This window comes from Rhizobium leguminosarum (assembly GCF_001679785.1).
Lineage (GTDB): Bacteria > Pseudomonadota > Alphaproteobacteria > Rhizobiales > Rhizobiaceae > Rhizobium > Rhizobium leguminosarum_R.
In genome coordinates this window covers 680570-705260 of record NZ_CP016287.1, presented here as the reverse complement: position 1 = coordinate 705260, position 24691 = coordinate 680570, and the positions used below count along the sequence as shown (strand labels likewise).

Below are 24691 nucleotides of genomic sequence, written 5' to 3'. Positions count from 1 at the left end.
TTGCGCTCCTTCGCGACTCACAGCGCACGAGTGGCATTTTACATGCTGACTTCGGGCTCCCATTCGTCGGGGCCTGCATATGGAGCTTAGTGATGGCGCTTGGAAGAGGCGGTGTGTCGCTAGTTGTTATGTTGGCGGTCATGGCATCTTCATGCCAGACAGAGGACAAAAGGCCTCTACCGCATTATACGTCGAATGGCAGAGGTGTAGCTCCAACCAATGCGGCTGAAAACAAATCAAATCGGTATTTCATCGAATTCCGCTCACGCTATGCGCTGACCTACGGCCACACCTACGTCGTTTTTGGGCGGGCGGATAAGAACGGAAATATGATCAATCCCGAAGTCGCCGGACTTGCGCCAGCTTCTGACAATGCCGCGCCCTATGTATTAGGCCATTTCATACCCGTTCCGGCCTCGACCGGAGCAACGGATGGTGACCTGGAAGAGCAGTACAGGTCGGCAAGCTGGCGTGTGATGCTGACTGATGATGAATATAGCGACACAGTTGCGTATATACGCAAACTGCAGGCAACCTCTCATCTCTGGGAGGCAACGGTTTATAATTGCAACGCCTTCGTGGCGGATATCGCACGGCACATGGGTTATAAGGCGCCCGGCATTTGGCTAAGGCCGCAACAATTCATTGCAACCCTGCGGGAGATGAATACAGGTTGATTGCGTGCGGGCGTTGGCGATCGCGGAAGGCCGATCATAGAAAGGTTCTGGTGACTTGATTTGAATTTATCAGTAGCCGTCGTCGGCGAGATGGTCTGGGTTCTTGGAATTGTGGCATGGTGCATCATTCGATACCCATTTGAGCGTCGCGCGAAGCGAGTGCCGGTCGTCAGCAACCGCCGTACCGGTTCGGAGGCGGTCGGGCTTGCTGCAGCTCTCGTCGGGCTTGCGATCGTGCCGGGATTTTACGTCGCGACTGGCATCCCTGAGGTGGCCGACTATACCGCCCATTTGTGGGCCGTCGTGATCGGGACAATACTCTTCTGTGCCGCAATGTGGGTCTTTCGAAGAACCCACAAGCAATTAGGACGAAACTGGTCGATTACGCTGGAGATCCGGCAGCGGCACGAATTGATATGCGCTGGCCCGTACTCCCTTGTCCGCCACCCCATGTACACGTCGTTCCTTCTGATGGGGCTTTCACAAGCGTTTCTGCTGTCGAACTGGGTGGCAGGCATGGCGGGCCTGATCGGCTTCGCGGTTCTATTCTTCCTAAGGGTGGACAAGGAAGAACGTATGATGTTGGAAGTTTTCGGCCCGCAATACCACGCGTATATGGCGAAGACCAAGCGCATCATCCCTTATCTTTACTAGAGGTGGCTAGATGAGAGGCCGAACGATCAAGCTCTCGGCATCGCGACGACTTGTCGGAGATCTGATGAGATTCTCGATCGGGGTGCCACGCGTGACGGTCCAGCGGCAAATGAACCTTCGGCCGCTCCTCGATGCCAGAGACGGACCGGATGCCCGGCCGTCCTGGACTGTGCTTTTCTTGAAGGGATACGCCCTGCTCTCTCAAGAAATTCCCGAATTGCGGCGCGCTTATGTCAAGTTTCCAAGGCCGCAGCTCTATGAATATCCGGCCAGTGTGGCCTCCATTGCCCATGAGCGCGAGCATGACGGAGAGCGGGTCGTTCTGCTGAGCATCATCAAAGGTCCCGAGCAACGCTCCATTTCCCAGCTGGAGACGCTGATCCGCGCAGCAAGGTCACTTCCGGTTCTGGAGATCAAGGAGTTTCGGCGCTCTCTGAAGCTCGCTCGCGCACCTGCCCCTGTGAGGTGGCTGCTCATGTGGCTCGGGCTCAATATCGGGCGGAAGCGTGCGCGTTATTTCGGCACGTTCCAATTGTCTGTCTATTCGGGCCTGGGAGCGGAGTCCCTCAACCCGATCACCCCACTGACCACACTTCTCAACTACGGTCCAATCGGCGAGGATGGATCGGTTGCTGTCCGCATCCACTACGACCACAGGGTCATGGATGGAGCGAATGTCGCTCGGGCGTTAGAACGGTTCGAAAGAATCTTGAACGGCGAGATCGCCGACGAAGTAAAAAGCCTCGCCCAGAGCGGAACCCCTACCATCATGTCGGCGGTAGGGACGTCGAAATGACCGTGCAGGATGAGTTTCGTTTGGCTGTCGTCGTGGTTGGGGCTTCCCGCGGCATTGGACGAGCAATTGCAAAGATTGCGGCACGTGAAGGCAATGTCGTCGTGCTCGTCGCGCGTTCGCCTGAAGGCCTCGCCGCTGCGGCGGCCGACGTACGGCAGGCCGGCGGCGAGGCGTTCACGCTGGAGCTGGATCTCTTCGCAGCCGATGCGTCGGCGCGTCTCGAGGCTTTTCTGACTGCCAACGATTTGGTCTGCGGCGTCCTGGTCAACAGTGCCGGGTATGGTCTGCGAGGCGCAGCAACGTTACTCCCCGTAAAAGATCAGCTTGGGATCATCGATCTCAATATACGCGCCCTGACCGACATGACCCTTCGCTTCCTGCCTGGAATGCTGGCGCGCGGACGTGGCGGCGTGATCAATCTCGGCTCCATAGCGGGTTTGGTTCCCGGGCCGCACATGGCTTTGTATTACGCAAGCAAGGGTTTCGTGCACTCTTTTTCGGACGCGCTCCATCAGGAAGTCTACCGCTTTGGCGTTACCGTGACATGTGTCGCGCCGGGACCGGTATCCACCGAGTTTCTTGAAAGGTCCGGCGCGAACCGGGCAGCTCTCTTCAAGATATTGCCCAAGCTGGACGCAGAATATGTCGCTGAGCGTGCCTGGAGGGGTTTCAAGTCGCGCCGTCGCCGCGTTGTCCCTGGCATTTCAGCCAAGTTGATCACTCTTGTCGTCACATTATTGCCGACTGTAGCTATTCTCCCCCTGATCGGTCGCCTGCAGCGCAGGAGCAACGATTCATGTCCTTGCGGTTCAGGGAGGAACCTCAAGGAATGTTGCGGTAGTCGGTCCCTGGCACTGAGCAAGCTGCAGAAATAGTGCATGTCGACGAGTTTGTCGAAACGATATCCGGAAAGCGGGATGATTGCGTTCAGTTGGTCGAAGAGACGACGGCCGCCGCGCAGAGCCTGACCCATGAAACCGAAAGCCTTGCCGAATTGCTGCGGCGGTTCAGAACGGGCAGCGGCCGGGCATCGGAACATCGCCATTACGCGATGGCATCCTGACGTTCTGTCGATGCAGGCAAGAAAACGCTGCCGCCTCGATAGGGCGGCGGTGAGCGATCATCGGCCAGCGTCGCCTCAGTGGCTCTCTGATGCGGGACCATGAGAGTGGCCGGCAATGCTCTTTCGAACATGACGAACTGCCGTCCAGACGGCGAAGAGCACGAGCGGGATGGCGCCGAGAATGGCGAGCTTCGCCACATGCGGGTCGACGCCCAGTTCGGAAATGCTTTCGAGGCAGATCTTTGCGAGGCCGACAGTGTAATAGGTGATGGCGATGACGGAGAAGCCTTCGACCGCCTGCTGGATATGCACCTGGATACGCGCCCGCTCTTCCATTGATGTCAGCAGTGAGGCGTTCTGATCTTCGAGCTGCACCTGCACGGTGGTTCTGAGCAGGTCTCCGGCCAGGCTCACGCGTTCGGCCAGTTCATCGAGGCGGCGTTCGGCGGCGTGAACCGCGCGGACGGCCGGCTGAAAGCGCCGGTCGATGAAGGTGCCGATCCGCTGGCGCTGCTCGACGCGCTCCTCGCGCAACTCCGACGATCTGCTTGCGACGATCTCGGCATAGGCTTTCGTCGCGCCGAAGCGGTGACGGGCGAGAGCCGAGAAATTGAGCACATCCGACGAGAGCCTGGTCACCTCGGAAAGCAGGGCCTTGTCGACCTTGATCGCACTCTGCATATGCGAGATCAGCAGGTCGAGGCGCCGGTCGAAGACGGAAAGCTTCGACACCGTCTCGCGCGCCATCGGCAACGCCAGAAGCGCCATCATCCGGTATGTCTCGATCTCCAGGAAACGTCTGACCATGCGGCCGGTGCGATAGGCATTGAGGTTGCGGTTGAAGAACAGGAATTCGACGAAGCCACTGTCGGTCAGCCGGAAGTTCGAATGCACTTCCGCATCGCCGCCGCCGACTTGTGAAGCGACATAGTCGAGCTTCGGTTTTTCCGGACGCTGTCCGTCCTTCTCGTCCCGCACCAGCACGCGGACGGCTGCAATGACCTTCCCGTCGATCTGACGGCAGCATGCCTGAAACGCTTCAGGGGGATTGCTGCCAGGTTCGGCCGATGCAGGAACGACGAAAGTAAGGGTCAAGAACTCAGTATGCGCCTCCCACTTCAGCCGGCCGTCGCCGATGCGGCCGATGCCGTGGTTGCCCTCGCGGGTCGTGGAGACGTCCTCCAGTCCCGGCAGGGAGTTTGGTATCTGAGGAGGGGCATTCTCGCCGACGATAGCGACGTGCCACACATCCGTGTCGCCATCGAAGTAAAGTGACGGCCGCGCGTGGAGCTCGTTGTGAAGTTCCCTTCGCAGCGGATGCTCGGAGCCCATCGGCATGGAAATGCACCTCTATACGGGTGGACAGCGCTGGATCGCCGGATGTAACCGGCTCGCCGGCATATGTGGTTTGACCATCGCGCCTGCGAGCCGGCGAAGGCTGACAACGCCTATAACCTCTCTCGAACCGCGTGTCACCATACCTTCGCCAGTCGCCGCCGTTCCCAGCATCGCGCCGCGGAACTGGCGACGCTACCTTTCCTTGCGGCAGTTGTAGTGTGGTTCAGATCGTCGACAATTGGAAACCGATCAAAGTGTCGGAGAGGACGCCAGGCAGGGGCGAAAAACGATCAGCCACGGCCCGTTGCGAGGCCGTGGCTGACGCAGCGCGCAATCTGTGGGAGACAGGCGCGGCCGGTTACTTGTTGGCGGCGAGCGCCACGTTGACCTTGTCGACGTCCGCGCTCATCGCCTTGAAGGTGTCGTCGAGGGAAAGCTCGCCGACGATCAGCTGGCTCATCCGCTGGACGATGAGCTGATAGATGGCGGAGGAGCCCTTGAGGCGTTCCAGGTCCCGGGCTGCCTTCGGTGCGCTGTTGCGGCTTGCAAGGAAGACGGCCATCGCCTCCTTGGCATTCTTGCTCTCGAGCTTGTATTGCGGGTCCTTGATGTCGGCGCCCGTCAGGATGACGTAATTTTCAGCGATTTCACGCTGGACCTTTTCAGAGCCGAGGAACTCGATGAACGCGGCCACGGCCTCCGGATGCTTGGTGCGCTTGAAGCCGACGATCGCGGTGCCGCCGGGCATCGCATAGCAACCGGCATCGCCGCAGGGAGCGCTGATCGCCGTCCAGTCGAAGGCGTCGCCGATCTTCTTCTGGAACGGATTGACCATCCAGTTGCCGGCGACATACGTCACGACATTGCCGTTGACGAATTCGTCGCCCATGTTCTTGTACTGGGTTCCGCCGGCCGCACCCCACATTTCCTTGGGAAAAGAGCCGTCCTTCGTCCAGTTGTAGAGATCGGTGATGTAGCGCTTGGCGGCATCGTCGGGGAACGAGAACTTGCCGTCCTTGACGTAATTCGAGCCGTAGGAGAAGGCCGCGCCGGAGAAGCGATGGCCCGAGCGGTCCATCGTGAAGGGGATCTGGGCGCCGGTCGCCTTGGCGACGCGCGCCGAGGCTTCGACGATATCCTTCAGCGTGGCTGTCGGCTTCGGAAGCGGTTCATTCGCCTGTTCGAAGAGCGTCTTGTTGACGAAGGGCAGGTTGAAGGTCTGCGACGCGACATAGCCGTTGATCGAGTTCGGATCGTTGACGCCCGGGAAGCGAAGCGTGTTCAGGCTCTCGCCATGCAGCTTGGCGAAGCCATCCGGGTCTTTCATCAAGGGGCGCATGTCGAGATAGTAGGGCGCCAGCTGCCAGTCGGTGATCTTGGCGATGTCAGGACCTTCGCCGATGGCAAGCTGTACCGGCAGCTGCTTGGCGACTGCGTCATAACCCGACGAGACGAAATTCACCTTGATGTCGGGATGCGCGGTCTCGAATTCCTTGCTGAGCGCTTCCATCCGCTCGACATAAGCCTGGTCGTCGTCGGTGAAGAGAAAGGTAATCGTCTGGGTTTCCGCCATGGCGACACTCGACCAGGCGAAAGAAGCGGTGGCCAGCGCCAGTGCGAAAGCCCCTGATAGATAGGTTTTCATTTTCATCCTCCCATGAAAATATTTTCATCAATCGCGGCATCAGCCATCGATATGTGAATTTCATATACTTGACATTCGTTCCGTCAAGCTATTTCCTGAGCAATAGCGATGTTTTTGAGCAAATTTCAAAAATAACGCACTCAAACAACCTGATGAAAATATTTTCATAGGATTGCGGAGGAGGCGGTCTGTGAAAACGGAATACATCAACCAGCCGGACGAGATGGCGCCAGCATACAGCGTGGCCGAGGGGCAGACGATCACGGCATGGGCCGTTTCCGGCCTTATCGCCAGCTATTTTCCCGGCGAGCCCGCGCCGGCCGAAGACCGCGTGAACTATCGTTTCATCAACGGTTTCGTCGATGTCGGCGACCTGCCCTGCCGCAAGGCCTTCTGGTCGACCATGGTGGGGCGGCCGCTACTACCCGACACCGCCTGGCCGACCGAAAGCCTCAATCTTCCCGGCTCGAACCGCCGTGTCGAGTTCACCGGCTTCTGGCATGTGCCGACGCATCTCAGGCGATGGCTGAAGGGCACGTTCAGGACGGAGACTGCGCGAAAGCTCAATCTCAGACTGAAGACCTGCGGCGGCGTTCGCATATGGGTCAACGGACAGGAGGCGGTGCGCTTCGAACCCTTCAAACGCAACACCGAGAGCGAAACCGACATAAAGCTGGCGCTGGACGCCGGCGACAACCAGATTCTCGTCCACACCGAAGACCTGGCCGAGCGCGACACGACGTGGTTCTTCGAGATCGAGATGCTGGACGAGGAGCCGCTTTGCGTGCTGCTGCCCGTATCGCTGGATCAGGATGAGGTCCGCGAGCTGGAAGCCCTTGCGCGCGGCGTCCGCCCGGCTCGCGACGTCTTCGTCAATCAGCCGCTGGAGATCATCTTCGATACCGCACCCGAACGCGACCTGCCGGTGGAGCTCAAGGTCGTCGGCCATGGTCACGAACGGCCCGTTCTTGCGCACTCCAGACTGACGCTGCGCGCCCATCAGAGCAGCCTCACGGCCGACGATGTCTGCGGCATTGCGGACGGTTATCACGGCGTGCATATGACGATCGGCAGCGGCCCGGGTTCGGTCACCCGCGTCATCGATGCCGGCTTCATGAGCAGCATTTTGCCGTTGCCATCAGCGGCGTCGCTTGCCGCCCGCAAGCGGCAGGCGCTGGAATACAGCGCCCGCTTCGGCGCCAACCGCGTCGGGCGCCTGATCGCCATGATGGAAACCGGTCACCACGACCAGGAAAGCTTCGACCGCATCATCGACGCGACGCTCGCCTCCATCGATGCGCGGGAGGATTGCTCGGATTTCATCATGGTGCCGCTCTTGTGGCTGCTCGGCGCCTATGCCGACCGGATGCCCTATGCCATAGTCGATCGCATCCGGCATTCCGTTCGCTCCTACCGTTACTGGGTCGACGAGCCGGGCAACGATGCGATGTGGTTCTGGAGCGAGAACCATGTGCTCTGCTTTCATACGAGCCAGTTGCTGGCGGGACTTCTCCTGCCCGACGAGGTGTTTTCAGCCTCGGGCAGGACGGGGCGGCAGCAGGCGGAAATCGCCGCTGAGCGGCTCGGGCGCTGGTTCGACAGCGTCGAAGCCCATGGGTTGGCGGAGTGGAATTCGGCGGCCTATTACCCGATCGACTTCATCGGCCTGCTGGCGCTGGAGCGCTGGGCCGAGACGGCGATTGCCCAGCGCGCCCGCGCCCAGATCGATCTCATCTTCCGGATGATCGCCCTTCATACGCTCGCGGGCGTTCCGGCCGGATCGCAGGGCCGCGCTTACGACAAGGAGTTGCGCGCCGGCCCGCTGACCGAGCTTGCGCCCTTCGCCCAGGTCGCCTTCGGAACCGGCTGGCTGAACAATGGTGTGGCGGCATTGACCATGTTCTGCGCCGGCGCTTACGAGCCGCCCGCCGAGCTGGCCGAACTTGCGACGCTCAACCGGGGAAGAAGCGTCGAGGCGCGTTATAGCCAGGGCCTCGAGAGCGGAAAACTCGTGCTGTTCAAGAATGAGGCGGCGCAGCTTTCGACGGTCGTCGATCACAAGACCGGGCAGAAGGGGCACCAGCAGCATGTCTTCGACATCAGGCTGGCCGGCCACCCGATGGCGAGGCTGTGGGTCAACCATCCCGGTGAAGATGATCCCTGGGGCAATCAAAGGCCGTCCTATTGGGCCGGCAACGGCATCCTGCCGCGCGTTGCCCAGCATCGCGATGTTGCCCTGCTGATCGAGGACACAAGCGACGCACGCCATGCATGGACGCATGCCTATATCGGCCGCGACGGGCTGGACGATCTCATCATCGAAGACAAGTGGCTCATCGCGCGATCGGGCAGGGGATTTTCCGCCCTTTGGGCGTCGAACGGCCTGGAGTTGATCACCGACGGCCCGACCGCCGGCCGTGAGGCGCGCTCCCCCGGGCCGCTCTGCGGCTGGGCGGCCATCGTCGGATGCGGCAACGACGACGCCTTCAAGGCGTTCATCGAACGCCTGTGCCGGACGACGATTTCCTTCGATCCCGGGCTTCGGCGTCTCTCCCTGACGTCGCCCGGCGGCCCGGCGATCTGCCTGTCCTATGCTGATGGTCTTTCGATCGGCGGCGAGGCAAGGCCCTTCACCCACGATCAGCCGCACCCGATCCTCACCCACGACAGTGCAGCCTCCGGCGCCGGCACTGACGGGCCGTTCTACTCCTAAAAACATAGGTCTCCGCATGAACACAACATCTGTCGATAACGCCGCCCTCCTGACGACGATCGATCGCGTGGCAACGGCTTTCAGCCGGCTCAGAGGCATCAAGGAAGGTCTCGTGACGGGAAATTCCGCCTCCGGAATCCAGTTCGACGAATGGGACTGGGAAGTCGGCGTCGGTCTTTACGGCTTCCTGCGTCGCGCCATTTCCACCAATGATCAGAAAGCGCTGCAGGAACTCGTCGCCTGGTATGCCGGCCAGATTGAACGCGGCCTGCCGCCGCGCCAGATCAACAGCACGGCGCCGATGTTGCCGCTTGCGATCCTCGTCCAGTATGTCGACCGTCCCGATTTTCGTGCCCTCGTCGAGGACTGGGCCGAATGGCTCGTCAAGGAACTGCCAAAAACCGAAGACGGTGGCTTTCAGCACGTCGTCAAGGAACGCCTCAACGATGGTGAATTGTGGGACGATACGCTGTTCATGGCCTGCCTGTTTCTCGCCCGGGCCGGCGTGCTTTGCGAGCGCAGCGAATGGATCGACGAGGCCGTCTATCAGTTCGTGATCCACACCCGCTATCTCTCCGACCCCGTCAGCGGGCTCTGGTATCACGGCTGGACTTTCAACGGTCGGCACAATTTCGCCAATGCCTTCTGGGCGCGCGGCAATGCCTGGATCACCGTCGCCATCCCTGAGCTCTTCGACCTCGTTCCGACGCTCGGCGAGAAGGACCGGCGTTTTCTGTCGAATGTCCTCGTCAGCCAGGTGCGCTCCTTGAAAGCATATCAGCGGCCGGACGGCATGTTCACCACCCTTCTGGACGATCCGTCCTCGCCGCTGGAAACCTCGGCCACGGCAGGCATTGCCTACGGCATATTGCGCGCCATCGATGCCGGCATTCTCGACAAGGACGACAGGGCCCATGCCGAGCGCGCGCTTGCGGCGGTGCTGGCGCAGATCGACGAAGAAGGTGTCGTCCACGGCGTCTCGGACGGTACGCCGATGGGCCATGACCTCGATTTCTACAGGCGCATTCCGAACGTGCCGACGCCTTATGGCCAGGCGCTGACCATGCTGCTCCTGACGGAAGTCTTTCTCGAGAACGGCGAGCGCCAATGAGCCCTGTGTCTCTCGTCGCGATCGAGCCGGCGCAGGGCGACGATACGGTCCGCCTGCAGGCGGCCATCGACGGCCTGTCGGCTTCGGGTGGCGGACGCGTGGAGCTCATGGCTGGCATTCATGTCTGCCGCGGGCTCCAGCTCAAATCCGGCATCGACCTTCATCTGGCCGCCGGTGCGATCCTGCGTCCCGTTCCGGATTGCGCGGCCTATGCGCAGACGAGTGTTTCGGTGATCGCCGAAAAGTCGGATCGCGGGATGATCGTCGCCAAGGATGCGCGGCGGATCAGCCTGACGGGGGCGGGGCGCATCGAAGCCGGTTGTGAGAGCTTCATTGTGGGAGACGACGAGACGGTGGGAACCTTCATCCCGGCCGAATTTCGTCCCCGCGTCGTCGTCTTCGAGGGCTGCGACGAGGTCGAGATCAGCTCCATCCATATCAGCCGCTCGCCGATGTGGACGCTGCACTTCGTCAACTGCATCGATGTCGCGGTCAGGAACGTGACCATCGACAACGACCGCCGCCTTCCCAACACCGACGGCATCGTGTTGGATGCCTGCTGCGGCGCCGTCATCGAGGACTGCCGCATATCGACGGCCGACGACGGCATATGCCTGAAGACGAGCATCGGTCCTGATCGTGTCGCCATCGGGCGATGCGAAAACATTCTCGTCCGCCGCTGCGCCGTTCAGAGCCTCAGCTGCGCGCTGAAGATCGGTACGGAAACCCATGGCGACGTCACCAATGTCGTGTTCGAGGATTGCAGCGTCTCATCCTCCAACAGGGCGCTGGGCGTCTTTTCCCGCGACGGCGGCCGGATATCGAACGTAAGGTTTTCGAGAATTGCGGTAGAGTGCCGCGAGACCCCCGATGGCTTCTGGGGCTCGGGGGAGGCGCTGACCGTCAATGTCGTCGACCGCATTGCGGAGCGCACGGCGGGCGCCATCGAAAATCTCATCGTCGAGGACATAACCGGCCGGATGGAGGGGGCGATCACCGTCATATCTACCTCGTCGGCCGGCATCAGGAACGCATCGCTGGCTCGCATCGCCATAGACCAGCAGCCCGGGCAACTCGGCACGGCGCGGTCCTACGACCTGCGTCCGACGAACGCCGACCTTTCCCCGAAAGCCGATGGCGGCGGCCGTGCCAATGCCTGGACCCGCGGGTCGGACGGCCGGGTGATCGGTCTTGAGCACTATCCGGGAGGAATGCCGGCCGTCTACGTGGCGGGGGTCACCGGGATCTTGATGAACGAGGTGCGGATCAAAAGGCCGACACCGCTGCCGCAAGGCTGGAACAAAAACGACGCCGTCTTCGAAACGGCGGCACCTGATGGGAGTGGGGCATGGCAGAACTGAAACTTTCCAACGTCAACAAGTCGTATGGCTCGGTCAAAGTCCTGCATGACGTCGAACTCGACATCAAGGACGGCGAATTCGTCGTCTTCGTCGGTCCGTCGGGATGCGGCAAGTCGACCCTGCTGCGTGTCATCGCCGGCCTCGAAGAGGTCACGGAGGGCGCAATCGCGATTGGGGGCCGCGACGTCAGCGCGCTCTCGCCGGCGGAGCGCAAGATCGCAATGGTCTTCCAGTCCTACGCGCTCTATCCGCATATGAGCGTTCGCAAGAACCTCGCTTTCGGCCTGGAGAACCTGAAGTTCAAGCGTGCCGAGATCGAAGCGCGGATTTCCGAAGCCGCCAGGATGCTGGCGATCGAACCCTATCTGGACCGACGCCCGAAGCAGCTTTCGGGCGGCCAGCGCCAGCGCGTGGCGATCGGCCGGGCCATCGTGCGCGAACCGGACATTTTTCTCTTCGATGAGCCGCTGTCCAATCTCGACGCTGCGCTACGCGTCCAGACCCGGGCCGAGATCACCAAGCTCCACCGCGAGATCAAGACGACGATGATCTATGTCACGCATGACCAGGTCGAGGCGATGACGATGGCCGACAAGATCGTCGTGCTGCGCGCCGGCCGGGTCGAGCAGGTCGGAGCACCGCTGGACCTGTTCGACAGCCCGCGCAATCTCTTCGTCGCGGGCTTCCTCGGCTCGCCGCGCATGAACATCATCAAGGGCAAGGTATCCGGCGTCGGCGAAAGTGGCGTCGTCATCGATGTCGGCAACGGTGGCAGCATTGTCAGCGATGTCGATCTCGCCGGCATTGCGGTCGGCCAGGCCGTTCTCGCCGGTATCCGGCCCGCGCATTTTTCACGCTCCAGCGAGCAGGGCCTGCCGTTCATCGTCCAGTATCACGAGGGCCTCGGCACCGAGACGTATGTCTATGGCAACCTTGCAGGTCAGGACGAGCAGATCATCATTCATGAGGCCGGTCATTTCGCACCCGCGCCTGGTGATCACATCCTGATCGACGCTGCCCCTGGGCGGGTTCATCTGTTCGATCCCGAAAACGGCCTCGCTTTTGACCGGCGGCCCGGACAGGGGAGACGCTGAACATGGCGGCGTTCAAGGCAGGTGCATTGCTGTCCCAGACGGGGGAAACGGCGATGAGAGTGGTCGAAGCCCCGATAAATGTGATCGAGCGCATCTTCGGCCGCAAGCGTATGCCATGGCTGTTCCTGGCGCCGAACCTCATTCTGTTCGCCATCTTCACGTTCCTTCCGATCGCGATCGCGGTCGGTTACGCCTTCACCGGCGGAACCAATCTTTTCGTCTCGGAACGACCCTTCGTCGGCCTGGATAATTTCCGCACGCTGCTTTCCTGCGGCAATTATCTGCAGCCCGGAACCTGCCAGGAATCGCTGTTCTGGACGGCTGTGTGGAACACGCTCTGGTTCGTGGCCTTCAATGTCGTCGCTACATTGCTGGTGGCGCTGATCACGGCGCTGATTCTCAACCGGGCGATCTTTGCGCGCGGCTTCTTCCGGGCGATGTTCTTCTATCCCGTTTTGCTGTCGCCGGTCGTCATCGGCCTGATCTGGAAGTGGTTCCTCGATCGCAACGGGCTCCTGAACGCCTTCTTTCAGATGCTCGGCGTCCCCCCGGAGATCTTTCTGCTCGACGTTGGCTGGTCGCGCTTCTTCGTCGTCGTGGTGTCGGTCTGGTTCCACATGGGCTTTTACACGCTCATCCTGCTCGCCGGCCTACAGGCGATCCCCAAGGAGCTCTACGAGGCTGCCTCCATTGATGCCGCCTCACCACGCCGCACGCTGTTCAGGATCACGCTTCCCCTGCTGGCCCCCAACCTGCTGGTCGTGTTCATCCTTTTGATGATCAAGTCCGTCCAGATCTTCGACGAAGCCTGGGTTTTGACCAATGGCGGCGGCCCCGGCACGGCCAACAGCTTCATCGTCCAATATATCTACCAGATGGCATTCGGCAGCGATCTTCGCCTCTTCGGTCTCGCATCCGCGGCATCGGTTCTCATGGGGCTGGTGCTTCTGGTTCTCACCCTCATACAGCTGCGCATCGGCAAGCGAATGGAGTCCTGAGATGAACCCGATCAGCTTTTTCACGCGCACACGCCGGGCCGGACGCATCGATATAACCGACATATTGTCATGGGTCTGGCTGATCGGCGGAACCTTCGTGGTGTTGCTTCCGGTCCTCTGGGCGGGCCTCTCCTCGCTGAAGCCGGCCGCCGAGATCACCCGGTTTCCGCCGACGCTGCTTCCTCGGGCCGCCGTCGAGCAGACCGTGCCCGGCTTCGACAAGCCGCTCAGCCTCTGGCAGGTCACCGTCGACGGTCAGATGCGTGAAATGGCCATGGTCCGCCGCATCGGCCTCAAGGCCCAGATGGTCGATCCCGCAAATCCAGGACCACCCGTCAGCGTCGACGTCAAGGGGATGACGCCGGTGCAGAAGCTGACGGTCGCCACGCAGAATTACACCGATCCGCTGACGCGCTTCAACTTCCTGACCTTCCTCAAGAATTCAGTGTTCGTCACCTTCGTTGCAACGCTTCTGACGCTCATCGTCAACGCCATGGCGGCCTTCGCCCTGTCGAAATACAAATTTGCAGGGGATACGACGGTCTTCGTCATCATCATTTCGACGCTGATGATCCCGCTCGCGGTCGTCATGGTGCCGGCCTATCTCGTCATCGTCGGGGTTGGGCTTGCCGATAACCTCTGGGGCGTCATCCTGCCGACGGTCGCCTCTCCGACCGCCGTCTTCCTGCTGCGGCAATATATGCTGACCATACCCGATGAGCTGATCGAGGCGGCGCGCGTCGATGCGGCGAGCGAATTCTGCATCTTCTGGCGCATCATCCTGCCGCTGACGGCGCCGGCTCTCGCGGTGCTGGCGATCTTTTCCGTGCTTTGGCGCTGGAACGATTTCCTCTGGCCGCTCATCGTCCTCAACAGCCGCGAGAATTTCACCCTGCAGGTCGGCCTGAATGCATTCCAGGGAGAGTTCTCGGTCCAGTGGCACTATATCCTGGCGATGACGTTCCTCAGCCTGCTGCCTGTCACCGTCGTCTTCCTGTTCCTGCAGAAATACATCACCACGGGCATCGCCGGAACAGGCATGAAATGAATGGCGAGGCGCGGAGATAGGCCTCCCCGCAATCGCTGAAGAACCCATACCACGTCTTCCTCCCGGCTGAGGCGCGTCGCATTGAACCTGGTTCATGCGGCGCGTTTCGGTTTTTGTCTTTGTCCAAAGCCCTCATTCGTCGGCCATCTTGTGACAAGCATCCTGACCGGCACCAAGGCTCCTAAACTGATCGCCTGGACCTCTCCAATTCCATCTACGAAATGCCGGAATACAGCATCACGCCCGGGACATCTAACGCGGCGGTGCGATACTGCCGCGCAGGACGAGATGGCATCCGAGTTCCAGGCGATGGGCCGGCCGCTGCGGATCGTTGGCGATCAGCCGCTGTTCGATAAGCGCGAGCGCGGCGGCGCCGAGCCTGTCTGTGGGAACGCTGACCGTCGAAAGCGGCGGGCGGCTGAATTCGCCGGGGACGATGTCGTCGAACCCCAGCACTGATATCGCTTCCGGCACGCTTATGTCGCGATCGGCCAATGCCTTCAGGCAGCCGAGCGCCAGATTGTCGGCCGCGCAGAAGACGGCGGTCGCGCCTTTGATCGTGGGATCGCGGTCGAGCAGCGCGTTGATGGCTGCCTCGCCGTGCCTCGGCTCATATCCCTCGGCCTCGACGATCATGCCATCCGGCACCGGAAGCTGCGCGGCGAAATAAGCATCGGAGAAGCCGTCATATCGGCGCTGGATCGTCGTACGGCCCTTCCAGGTCAGGTGCAGGATACGGCGATGCCCGAGCGCCAGCAGGTGCTCGATGCCGAGCCGCGCTCCGAAGCGGTTTTCGGGGGTGACCGTATCGACCAGCATGGCGGGGTCTTCGCCGTTGACGATGACAACAGGCATATCAGGGGAGGCGAGGCTTCGGATCAGTTCCGGCTGATCATCGTTCAGGACCACGATGCCGTCGGCACGTTCCGAGAGCGCGATCTGCCTGACCTGAGCGCCGTCAATGCGCCGGCCGGTGCTGACGAAGGGTACGATCCTGATGCCGCGGCGTTCGCACTCCCTGCGAAGACCGTTGAGGATCGTCCAGCTCACCAGATTGAGATCGCTCTCCGGTGCGGCATCGTCGGGAATCGCAAGAAGCAGGACGCGCAAGGCCGCAATCGTCGCCTTCTTCCTCCGGCGGTCGAGGTAACCCAGGCGTTTGGCTGAATCCAGAACCCTTTCGCGCACCTCGATCGTCAGCGGCGCGGTCCCGTTGAGCGCGTGCGAGGCCGTGCTCAGCGACACGTCCGCGTCGCGCGCGACATCCTTGAGATTGACTTTGCGTTCCACTGTTTCCGTCGCGAATTGAGGTCGTGCCTTCGAAGGCATCGCTAACTCGATGTTTTCACATAAAAAGTTGAGAAAAGCTACGTGCCTGGCGCGGTATTTTTCGTCATTCGGCGATCAGTGAGGTTTGGCAAGCAGGCCATTGAGCAGCAGGTCGAAATAGGCCCGCAGGAAGGCCTCCTTATTGGGAGTGGGCACGCGGCGGTCGTCGAATATCAGCCGCAGAACTGTCGTCGTCAGGATAGGTGCGACCACGATATCGGAGAATTCCACCGGAACTTCGCGAAACTCCCCTGACGCCACACCCTCCAGAATGAGAGAGTCGACCTTGGTGATGATCGGCTCAATGAACTGATCGTGGTGGCGGTCGATCAGGTCGGGGAACCGGTGTCCTTCCGCAATGACGAGCCGCGTCAACTCGCGGGTCGTGCGATCCTCGGCGATTTGTTCGTAGAGCAGGCCGAGAATGGAGATCAGCCGGTCGGTGGCGCTGCCGCTGAGGCTCGCGGTGATCCCCAGCAGTTCCTGAAACGGCACGGAGAAATGGTTGATCATGGCTTCGAAAAGCTTTTCCTTCGTCTCGAAGTAGACGTAGACGGTACCCTTGGTGACGCCGACCCTGTCGGCGATGTCTTCGACCCTCGTGCCTGTGAAACCGCATCTCACGAATTCCTCGAAGGCGGCATCCAGGATCTGGATGGGCCGCAGCGCTTTCTGTTCCGCGCGTGTTATCTTCTTCTGAGCTGCCATTTGCCTCGCCTCCCTTGTTGTGTACGCCCTCGTTCCTACGGCACAAAGTTTCATTGACTAATGCGTCAGTCAATTATATAGCAGCTGCCGTTGAGAGCAAGAGGTCAACTATGAGAACCATTCTGGTCGCCACAGCGATCGTATGCGCCATCGGTCTCGGATCATGCAGCGATGAGCGCGGGCCGACTGAGCCAACCCCACGGCAGGTCGGCGTCGTCGTCGCCAAGCCTGAGCCACTGGTCCAAGGTGGCGCGATCACTGGAGAAGTCCGCGCCCGTGTCCAGACCGATCTCTCCTTCCGCGTCAGCGGCAAGATCATCGAGCGGCTGGTGGAAGTCGGACAGTCCGTGAAGGCAGGGCAGCTCCTCGCCCGCATCGATCCGGAAGAGCAGAAGGCAGACCTGGATGTGGCGGCAGCCAATCTTCAGTCGGCTGAGGCGCAGCAGACCCAGGCGCAGCTCGCATATGACCGCCAGCAGAGCCTGTTTCGAACGCAGGTGATGACGCGTGCCGCACTCGACCAGGCGCAGGAGGCGCTTCTGACCGCGCAGGCATCGACGAAGTCGGCGCAGGCGCTGTTGGAAACCGCTCAGGACACCTTGTCTTACACGGAGCTGAAGGCGGACGCCGATGGGATGATCACCGCCCGCAATGCCGAGGTCGGGCAGGTGGCGCAGGCCGCCCAGGTCGTCTTCACGCTTGCCCATGACGGCGACCGGGATGCCGTCTTTGAGGTGGTCGAAAGTGCGTTCCTGCGCCCGATCGACGGCGACGGCACCGTGACCCTTCTGTCCGACCCGACGCAGAAGATCGCGGTGAAGGTTCGCGAGATTTCGCCAACGATCGATTCCTCCACCGGAACCATCAAGGTCAAGGTCGCGATATCGAGCGGCGCTCCGATCCCTCTCGGTGCTCCCGTCGTCGGAAGGTTCAATTACGTCTCGCAGGACGTCATCCAGCTTCCCTGGTCCGCCATGACATCCAAGGACGGCAAGCCGGCCGTCTGGATCGTCGATCCCGCATCGTCCGCGGTTTCGGTCCGAGCGGTCGACGTCGCCGGCTACGAGACCGGCAGCTTTATCGTCAAGGCGGGTGTGTCGGAAGGAGAGGTCGTGGTGGCCGATGGGACCAAGTTCCTCAGGCCGGGTGAAATCGTGTCTTATGTCAAGGAAGCTTCCAAGTGAGTATTCGTCTCAACATAGTCGCACTGATGATGGGTACGGCCCTGATCTCTTCCTGCGCGCCGCAGGATGAGGAGCAAGGGGAAGCGCCCCGTCCCGTGCTGTCGATGACAGTCAAGCCGACGTCGGCCTCGAGCTTGAGCCTGACCGGCACGATCGAGCCGACGATCGAGACCGAACTCGGCTTCCGGATTCTCGGGCGGATGATCGCCCGCAACGTCAATGTCGGCGATCTCGTCAAGAAGGATGACGTCGTTGCCGCCATCGATCCGCTGGCGCTGGAGCTTGCCGTGCGCAACGCGCAGTCGGACGTCGAGAACAGCGACGCCCAGCTCAGGAACGCGGTGACCACGGAGCAGCGCCAGCGCGCGCTGCTGGAGTCGCGATCCGGCACCGAAGCCTCGCTCGAAGAGGCGGAACAGGCAAGGCGGACGGCGGCCGCCGCCGTCGCCAAGGCGCAGGCCAACCTCGACAAGGCCAAAGAGCAACTCGGTTACGCGCAGCTTCGGGCGGAGTTCGACGGGGTGGTGACGGCGACCTCGGCCGAGGTCGGGCAGGTCGTGTCGGCCGGCCAGACGGTCGTGACCATCGCCCGGCCGGACAAGCGCGACGCCGTGGTCGACGTGCCGCAGGCCGCCGCCCAGAAACTGAAGATCGGCGCACCCTTCGAGGTGACGCTGCAGCTCGATCCGACCATCCGCACGTCGGGGATCGTACGCGAAATAGCACCGGAGGCAGAGACCTCCACCCGCACGAGCAGGACCAAGATCGCGCTCACCAATCCGCCCGAAGCCTTCAGGCTCGGCTCGGTCATCACAGCCTCGGCAACCATTGCCGCCGATCCGCAGATCGTCCTGCCTTCCTCTGCAATCCTCGTCGGTAGCGACGGCCCGAGCGTCTGGATCGTCGATGCGCCTGCCGGGAAGGTATCGCTTCGCCGCGTGAAGATCGACGGCGACGTCGAAGACGGCGGCAGCGTCCGCGTCACCGAGGGACTCGCCCCCGGAGAAAGGGTCGTCGTGGCAGGCGTGCATAAACTTGAAGATGGCCAGGCCATCAGGATCGACCAGGAGATCAGCCAGTGAAGTCCTTCAATCTTTCCGACTGGGCGCTCGAACACCGTTCGCTCGTCTGGTACTTCATGATCGTCTTCATTCTCGCAGGCGCTTTCTCCTATGTGAAGCTCGGCCGCGAGGAAGACCCGAACTTCACGATCAAGACGATGGTGATCACCGCCCAGTGGCCCGGCGCCTCCGCCGAAGAGGTGACGCGGCAGGTGACCGACAGGATCGAGAAGAAGCTCCAGGAACTGGAATCGCTTGATTACACCAAAAGCGAGACCGTTGCCGGCCAGACGACCGTCTTCGTCGAGCTGCTGCCGACGACCAAGGCAAAGGATGTCGCTCCCACCTGGCTGCGCATCCGCAACATGATCGCCGACATCAAGAGCGATTTCCCGACCGGCGTCGTCGGTCCCTTCTTCAACGATCGCTTCGGCGACGTGTTCGGAAACATCTACGCCTTCACGAGCGACGGCCTTACCCAGCGGCAGCTTCGCGATCTCGTGGAAAACGCCCGCTCCGAGGTCCTGACCGTGCCCAACGTCGGCAAGGTCGATGTGGTCGGCGCCCAGGACGAGGCGATCTATCTCGAATTCTCCACGCGGCAGATCGCAGCGCTCGGGATCGACCAGCAGTCGGTCATCCAGACCCTGCAGGCGCAGAATGCCGTCACGCAATCCGGCTTCGTCGACGCCGGGCCGGAGCGCATCGCCTTGCGGGTGAGTGGACAATTCACGTCCGAGGAAAGTCTGAGATCAATCAATCTTCGGATCAACGACCGCTTCTTTCCGCTGACCGACGTCGCCACGATCACACGCGGCTACGTGGATCCGCCGTCGGCGCTGTTCCGGTTCAACGGCCAGCCTGCGATCGGGCTTGCAATCGGCATGAAGCAAGGCGCTAATCTTCTGGAATTCGGCGAGGGGCTCGACGCGCAGATGAAACGCGTCGTCGCCGATCTCCCGATCGGCGTGGACGTTCACCGTGTTTCCGATCAGCCGGCCGTCGTCGACGAAGCGGTGTCCGGGTTTACCCGGGCGCTCTTCGAAGCGATTGCCATAGTTCTGGTCATCAGCTTCATCAGCCTCGGTCTTCGCGCCGGCATGGTGGTGGCGATCTCCATTCCGCTCGTCCTGGCGATCACCTTCGTGGTGATGGAGTATTCCGGCATTTCGCTTCAGCGCATCTCGCTCGGAGCGTTGATCATCGCACTCGGGCTGCTTGTCGACGACGCCATGATCGCTGTCGAGATGATGGTGGCCCGCCTGGAGGCGGGCGACGATCTCAGGAAGGCCGCCACCCACGTTTATACGTCGACCGCCTTTCCGATGCTGACGGGAACGCTCGTCACCGTAGCGGGCTTCATTCCGGTTGGTCTCAACAACAGCGCGGCGGGCGAATTCACCTTCACGCTTTTCGTCGTCATCGCGGTTTCGCTGATCGTATCCTGGGTGGTGGCGGTGCTGTTCACGCCGCTTCTCGGCGTCACGATCCTGCCGAAGACGATGAAATCGCATCACGAGAAGAAGGGCCGCGTCGCCTCGGTCTTCTCCTGGCTCCTGGGCCTGGCGATGCGCTGGCGCTGGGTCACCATCATTCTGACGGTCGGCGTTTTCGGGCTTTCGATTGGCGGCATGGGGCTCGTGCAGCAGCAGTTCTTTCCCAGCTCGGACAGGACTGAGCTCATCATCGACTGGAACCTCCCCCACAACAGTTCGATCGCCGAAACCAACAGGCAGATGGCCAGGTTCGAAAAGGAGATGCTGGCCGACAACAAGGATATCGATCATTGGACGACCTATGTCGGCCAGGGCGCCCCGCGCTTCATCCTATCCTTCGACGTGCAGACGCCCAACGTGTCGTTTGGACAGACGATCATCGTCACCAAGGGGCTCGACGTGCGCGACAAGGTGCGAACAGAGCTGCAGGACTATCTGACGAAAACCTTCCCCGGCACCGACGCCTTCGTGAAACTTCTCGACATCGGTCCGCCCGTCGGCAAGCCGGTCCAGTACCGGGTCAGCGGCCCTGATATTCAAAAGGTCCGCGATCTCTCCCAGAAATTTGCCGGCGTCATCGGATCGCATCCGCTTCTGGCGAACATGGTCCTGGACTGGAACGAGCCGTCTCGTGTGGTGAAGGTCGATGTGCTGCAGGACAAGGCGCGCCAGCTCGGCGTATCCTCCGAAGACATCGCCACCGCCCTCAACGGCATAGTCGAAGGCTCGACGGCCACCCAGGTTCGAGACGACATCTACCTGGTCAACGTCATCGGGCGCGCCGGGGCATCCGAGCGCGATTCCATCCAGACGCTGCAGAATCTTCAGCTTTCCACCTCCAACGGCAAGGTCGTGCCGCTCTCTGCCGTGGCGAATTTCCGCTACGAGCTCGAGCAGCCGACCATCTGGCGTCGCGACAGGCAACCCACCATAACGGTCAAGGCGGCCGTCGTCGGTCCGACGCAACCGGCCACGGTCGTCGAACAGCTCAAGCCGAAGGTCGAAGAATTCCAGAAAAGCCTTCCCGTGGGATACAAGGTGGAAGTGGGCGGCGCGGTCGAATCCAGCGCCGAGGCCCAGGGGCCGATCGCAGCGGTCGCTCCGCTGATGCTGTTTGCGATGGCGACGATCCTGATGATCCAGCTGCAAAGCTTCAGCCGGCTGTTCCTGGTGTTCGCCGTCGCGCCGACGGCCCTGATCGGCGTGGTCGCGGCGCTGCTGCTGAGCAATGCTCCCATGGGCTTCGTTGCGATCCTCGGCGTGCTGGCGCTGATCGGTATCCTGATCCGCAACTCCGTCATCCTGGTCGTCCAGATCGAGCATCTCCGCAGTGAAGGAATGGCGGCCTGGCAAGCGGTCATCGAGGCCACCGAACACCGCATGCGGCCAATCATGCTGACGGCCGCGGCCGCCACGCTGGCGCTGATCCCGATCTCGCGCGAGATCTTCTGGGGGCCGATGGCCTACGCCATGATGGGCGGCATCGTCGTCGGAACCGCACTCACCCTGCTGTTCCTGCCTGCGCTCTACGTCGCGTGGTTCAGGATTCCGAGGGACGAAGGCGTTCGGGCCGAAGCCGCGGCGGCAGAGGTATGACGCAGTCTTCGACGGCCATCGCCCACGGCCGCCGCGGCGGCCGCTGCAACACGGGCCGCGATAAAATGTGTGGGGTGGCGCAGGCGATGCCATCCCACGCGTGAACGAGAACGACATGGCGCATGACGAGATTGGCGCCCGAGAGCCTTGATCCCACGGGAAATTTATCGATGACGGAACGATATTCTCCGGAGCCCTCGAAGGCAGATCACCGAGAGCTCCTGAAGACCGGGCCGGCCATCATTGCCGCGATCGGCCTGGCGATGCTCGCAGGCTGTGCGACGAGACCATCGCCGGACGTATTGAAGCCAGTTCATCTGAGTCAACCGACTCATGCCGAAAAGACCCCGGTCAGCGTGAAGGTGCTCGTAGCGACCAACAGAACCCCCGATAGCATACGGGGCGGGTTCGGGAGCGCCTGGGCTGACAATCTTACCTACGAGCAATATGCGTTTTCGGTCCCTCCCGGCCGGAAGGACACCGCGATCACATATCCGACATCGAGACCGGATCCCGAACGCCAATTTGCTGTCATCAGGCGCAAGCAGCTTGCAAAGGACGCCTTCGTAGAGGAGGCGCTCCGCTCTACGCAGTCCGACGGCACTGTCGGCATCTTCGTGCATGGCTATAACTATAGCTATCAGGAGGCGCTGTTTCGCACCGCGCAGATTGCCGCGGACGCCAACATTCCGGGTTCTCCGGTTCTGTTTTCGTGGCCTTCGGCCGCTGCCGTCGCCGGCTATGTCGCCGACCGCGATGCGGCCCTCTCCTCGCGCAGTGACCTCGACGCGCTTGTCACGTCGCTCTCGGCTTCAGCAAAGGTGAAACGCATCATCCTTTTCGGACATAGCATGGGCGGATTCCTGGTCATGGAAACGGTGCGCCAGCTGAAACTACAGCATCGCGACGAGGTCATCGGCAAACTGGCGGTGATCCTCGCCGCCCCTGACATCGACGTCGATGTTTTCCGGTCCCAGCTGAAGGATATCGGTCGGATGCCGATCCCCATATCTCTTCTTGTTTCGAAGGACGACCGGGCGCTGGTGGCCTCGAGCTTCATAGCGGGAGAGCGGGCGCGAGTCGGACGCCTCGATATCGATGATCCCGTCATCAGGGAGGCAGCCTTGAAGGAAAGGCTTCGGGTCATCGACATCACGTCGATCCAGGCATCCGACGGGCTGGGGCATGACCGCTATGCATCGCTCGCCAAGTTCGGAGCGCAACTTGCCTCATTCGAAAGCGGGAGGCGGTCGACCGCCGGCGACGTTGGCGCCTATGTCTTCGACGCCGCCGGCGCCGCGGTCGCAAGTCCGTTTCGTCTAGCCGGGCGTGTCGTCGGCTCGCAATGACCAGACGGAGGTCAGGGCGGTGATGGCTAATCCTCAGGCATCACCAAGAGATGTGCATAATGTGACTATTAAATGGTCACATGCACAAATGGAAAGCAGACTTCCACCTGTGGTCAAATTGACCTCGAGGATATGAATGAAAAGCGCCCGGCAATCGCCGGGCGCCTTTTTATCTTGAGGTTTCCGGTCGCCGCCCGTTTCAGCGGCGAGCGGCAACCGCATGGACGATATTTCCACGGACACATGACGCTGCCCGGCGGCTGGCCACGATGAAGGCGGCTGGTCAGACCCCGCACAGACGCAGTGATGCATGTTTTACGAAATAGCATTATGATCGGCTGAGCGCCTGACCGGCGAATGGATTGGCCCCGCGGATATATGATCCCGTGCGGCCATGGGGAGAGGATAGCTGGATTTGGAACGGCTGAAGGATCTGAACGGTATTTCCGCGCTGGCAGACAGGGGTTCCACATCGCCTCCGCATGAACGGCCCGGCGTCGTGGCCGCCGCCGTTTATCAGCATGGGCAACGCATTCGCGACATCAGGATAGAGGAGGCCGGCGAATGGCGAAGCCGGGAGAATGCCGTCGTCTGGATCGGCCTGCACGAGCCGGATGAAGTGCTGCTGCATCAGGTCCAGGCCGAGTTCAATCTCCATGCCTTGGCGATCGAGGATGCGGCGCAACCCCACCAGCGCCCGAAACTGGAAATTTACGGCGACGCGATGTTCATCGTTGCCCGGACCGCCCATATGAAGGATGACGAAATCGTCTTCGGCGAAACGCACCTGTTCGTCGGTCGCGGTTATGTCGTTTCCGTCCGCCACGGCGACTCGTCCTCCTATCTGGCGGTGCGTCAGCGATGCGAGGCCACGCCGGCAGCACTTGCCCACGGCGAGAATTATATTCTCTATTCCATCCTCGATTTCATCGTCGACAACTACATGCCTGTCATCGAGGTCGTGCAGGAAGAGGTCGAGAAGCTCGAGGATCTGGTGCTGCGCGAACAGCTGGAAAAGTCCGACATCGAGCGGCTTTACCTGTTGCGGCGCAAGCTGCTGCGGCTGCGCAACGCCGTGGTGCCGCTCGTAGACGTCTGTCGGCGGTACGAACACATCGATCTTCCCGGCATGGATCCGACGCTCCAATCGCTGTTTCGCGATGTGACCGATCACGTGCGCCGGGTTCAGGAAGATATCGATGCGTTGCGCGAGGTCCTTGCCTTCGCCTTCGAGGCCAGCGTGATGATTGGCCAGACGGAGCAGACGGCGATCGCCCGCAAGCTCGCCGCCTGGGCGGCGATCCTCGCCGTTCCCACCGCAATCGCCGGTATCTACGGGATGAATTTCAACGAAATGCCGGAACTGAAATTCCAGTATGGCTATTTCGTCGTGCTCGGCGTCATCGTCACCTTGTGCCTGGGCCTTTTCACCTTCTTCCGTCGGAAGAAGTGGCTCTAGATATGTGATGT

19 protein-coding genes are annotated in these 24691 nt (G+C 61.3%); 15 read left to right on the top strand and 4 right to left on the bottom strand.

Annotated elements, in window-relative coordinates:
* The first annotated feature begins 92 nt into the window (after nucleotides 1-92).
* From BA011_RS27725 to BA011_RS27710, 4 genes are read left to right on the top strand one after another with little or no spacing between them, the layout of a single operon-like run.
* On the top strand, nucleotides 93-677 hold the full coding sequence (locus BA011_RS27725; RefSeq protein ID WP_065283166.1) for a hypothetical protein: 585 nt from the start codon (nucleotides 93-95) through the stop codon (nucleotides 675-677).
* A gap of 60 nt (nucleotides 678-737) precedes the next feature.
* Complete coding sequence (locus tag BA011_RS27720; RefSeq protein ID WP_237352708.1) at nucleotides 738-1331, top strand: protein-S-isoprenylcysteine O-methyltransferase; 594 nt, start codon at nucleotides 738-740, stop codon at nucleotides 1329-1331.
* 10 nt (nucleotides 1332-1341) lie between these two features.
* Nucleotides 1342-2127 (top strand): hypothetical protein, encoded by a 786-nt coding sequence (locus BA011_RS27715; RefSeq protein ID WP_065283165.1) that lies wholly within the window; start codon nucleotides 1342-1344, stop codon nucleotides 2125-2127.
* The gene (locus BA011_RS27710; RefSeq protein ID WP_065283164.1) at nucleotides 2124-3002 is read left to right on the top strand and encodes an SDR family NAD(P)-dependent oxidoreductase; all 879 of its coding nucleotides are present in this window, start codon (nucleotides 2124-2126) and stop codon (nucleotides 3000-3002) included. Before BA011_RS27715 ends, BA011_RS27710 begins: the two co-directional genes overlap by 4 nt.
* 263 nt (nucleotides 3003-3265) lie before the next feature.
* Here the strand turns inward: BA011_RS27710 and BA011_RS27700 are convergent, their stop codons facing one another.
* Nucleotides 3266-4528 (bottom strand): DUF3422 domain-containing protein, encoded by a 1263-nt coding sequence (locus tag BA011_RS27700; RefSeq protein ID WP_065283162.1) that lies wholly within the window; start codon nucleotides 4526-4528, stop codon nucleotides 3266-3268.
* A 358-nt stretch (nucleotides 4529-4886) separates the two neighbouring features.
* Complete coding sequence (locus BA011_RS27695; RefSeq protein ID WP_065283161.1) at nucleotides 4887-6173, bottom strand: ABC transporter substrate-binding protein; 1287 nt, start codon at nucleotides 6171-6173, stop codon at nucleotides 4887-4889.
* A 190-nt stretch (nucleotides 6174-6363) separates the two neighbouring features.
* Between BA011_RS27695 and BA011_RS27690 the strand changes: the two genes are divergently transcribed.
* From BA011_RS27690 to BA011_RS27665, 6 genes are read left to right on the top strand one after another with little or no spacing between them, the layout of a single operon-like run.
* Entirely contained in the window at nucleotides 6364-8886 is a 2523-nt protein-coding gene (locus BA011_RS27690; protein WP_065283160.1) for a hypothetical protein, read from the top strand.
* 16 nt (nucleotides 8887-8902) lie between these two features.
* Nucleotides 8903-9997, top strand: a complete 1095-nt coding sequence (locus BA011_RS27685; protein WP_065283159.1) for a glycoside hydrolase family 88/105 protein — start codon at nucleotides 8903-8905, stop codon at nucleotides 9995-9997.
* Entirely contained in the window at nucleotides 9994-11358 is a 1365-nt protein-coding gene (locus tag BA011_RS27680; protein ID WP_065283158.1) for a glycoside hydrolase family 28 protein, read from the top strand. The genes BA011_RS27685 and BA011_RS27680 overlap by 4 nt, the downstream gene beginning before the upstream one ends.
* Complete coding sequence (locus tag BA011_RS27675; RefSeq protein WP_065283157.1) at nucleotides 11346-12452, top strand: ABC transporter ATP-binding protein; 1107 nt, start codon at nucleotides 11346-11348, stop codon at nucleotides 12450-12452. The genes BA011_RS27680 and BA011_RS27675 overlap by 13 nt, the downstream gene beginning before the upstream one ends.
* Nucleotides 12453-12454: 2 nt before the next feature.
* Nucleotides 12455-13450 (top strand): carbohydrate ABC transporter permease, encoded by a 996-nt coding sequence (locus tag BA011_RS27670; RefSeq protein WP_065283156.1) that lies wholly within the window; start codon nucleotides 12455-12457, stop codon nucleotides 13448-13450.
* Nucleotide 13451: 1 nt separating this feature from the next.
* On the top strand, nucleotides 13452-14498 hold the full coding sequence (locus tag BA011_RS27665; protein ID WP_020047217.1) for a carbohydrate ABC transporter permease: 1047 nt from the start codon (nucleotides 13452-13454) through the stop codon (nucleotides 14496-14498).
* Between the two features lie 252 nt (nucleotides 14499-14750).
* Here the strand turns inward: BA011_RS27665 and BA011_RS27660 are convergent, their stop codons facing one another.
* Both BA011_RS27660 and BA011_RS27655 read right to left on the bottom strand, forming a co-directional pair.
* On the bottom strand, nucleotides 14751-15827 hold the full coding sequence (locus tag BA011_RS27660; RefSeq protein WP_186806565.1) for a LacI family DNA-binding transcriptional regulator: 1077 nt from the start codon (nucleotides 15825-15827) through the stop codon (nucleotides 14751-14753).
* Nucleotides 15828-15902: 75 nt separating this feature from the next.
* The gene (locus BA011_RS27655) at nucleotides 15903-16535 is read right to left on the bottom strand and encodes a TetR/AcrR family transcriptional regulator (protein ID WP_065283155.1); all 633 of its coding nucleotides are present in this window, start codon (nucleotides 16533-16535) and stop codon (nucleotides 15903-15905) included.
* 110 nt (nucleotides 16536-16645) lie between these two features.
* Between BA011_RS27655 and BA011_RS27650 the strand changes: the two genes are divergently transcribed.
* The 5 genes from BA011_RS27650 (at nucleotide 16646) to corA (ending at nucleotide 24680) form a co-directional block, all read left to right on the top strand.
* A complete protein-coding gene (locus BA011_RS27650; RefSeq protein ID WP_065283154.1) occupies nucleotides 16646-17719 on the top strand; it encodes an efflux RND transporter periplasmic adaptor subunit in 1074 nt (357 codons plus the stop codon).
* Nucleotides 17716-18801 (top strand): efflux RND transporter periplasmic adaptor subunit, encoded by a 1086-nt coding sequence (locus BA011_RS27645; RefSeq protein ID WP_065283153.1) that lies wholly within the window; start codon nucleotides 17716-17718, stop codon nucleotides 18799-18801. Before BA011_RS27650 ends, BA011_RS27645 begins: the two co-directional genes overlap by 4 nt.
* Nucleotides 18798-21872, top strand: coding sequence for an efflux RND transporter permease subunit (locus BA011_RS27640; protein ID WP_065283152.1), 3075 nt, complete (start codon nucleotides 18798-18800; stop codon nucleotides 21870-21872). The genes BA011_RS27645 and BA011_RS27640 overlap by 4 nt, the downstream gene beginning before the upstream one ends.
* Nucleotides 21873-22135: 263 nt before the next feature.
* Nucleotides 22136-23221, top strand: a complete 1086-nt coding sequence (locus tag BA011_RS27635) for an alpha/beta hydrolase (RefSeq protein WP_237352758.1) — start codon at nucleotides 22136-22138, stop codon at nucleotides 23219-23221.
* Nucleotides 23222-23636: 415 nt separating this feature from the next.
* A complete protein-coding gene (gene corA, locus BA011_RS27630; RefSeq protein WP_065283150.1) occupies nucleotides 23637-24680 on the top strand; it encodes a magnesium/cobalt transporter CorA in 1044 nt (347 codons plus the stop codon).
* Nucleotides 24681-24691 lie beyond the last annotated feature (11 nt).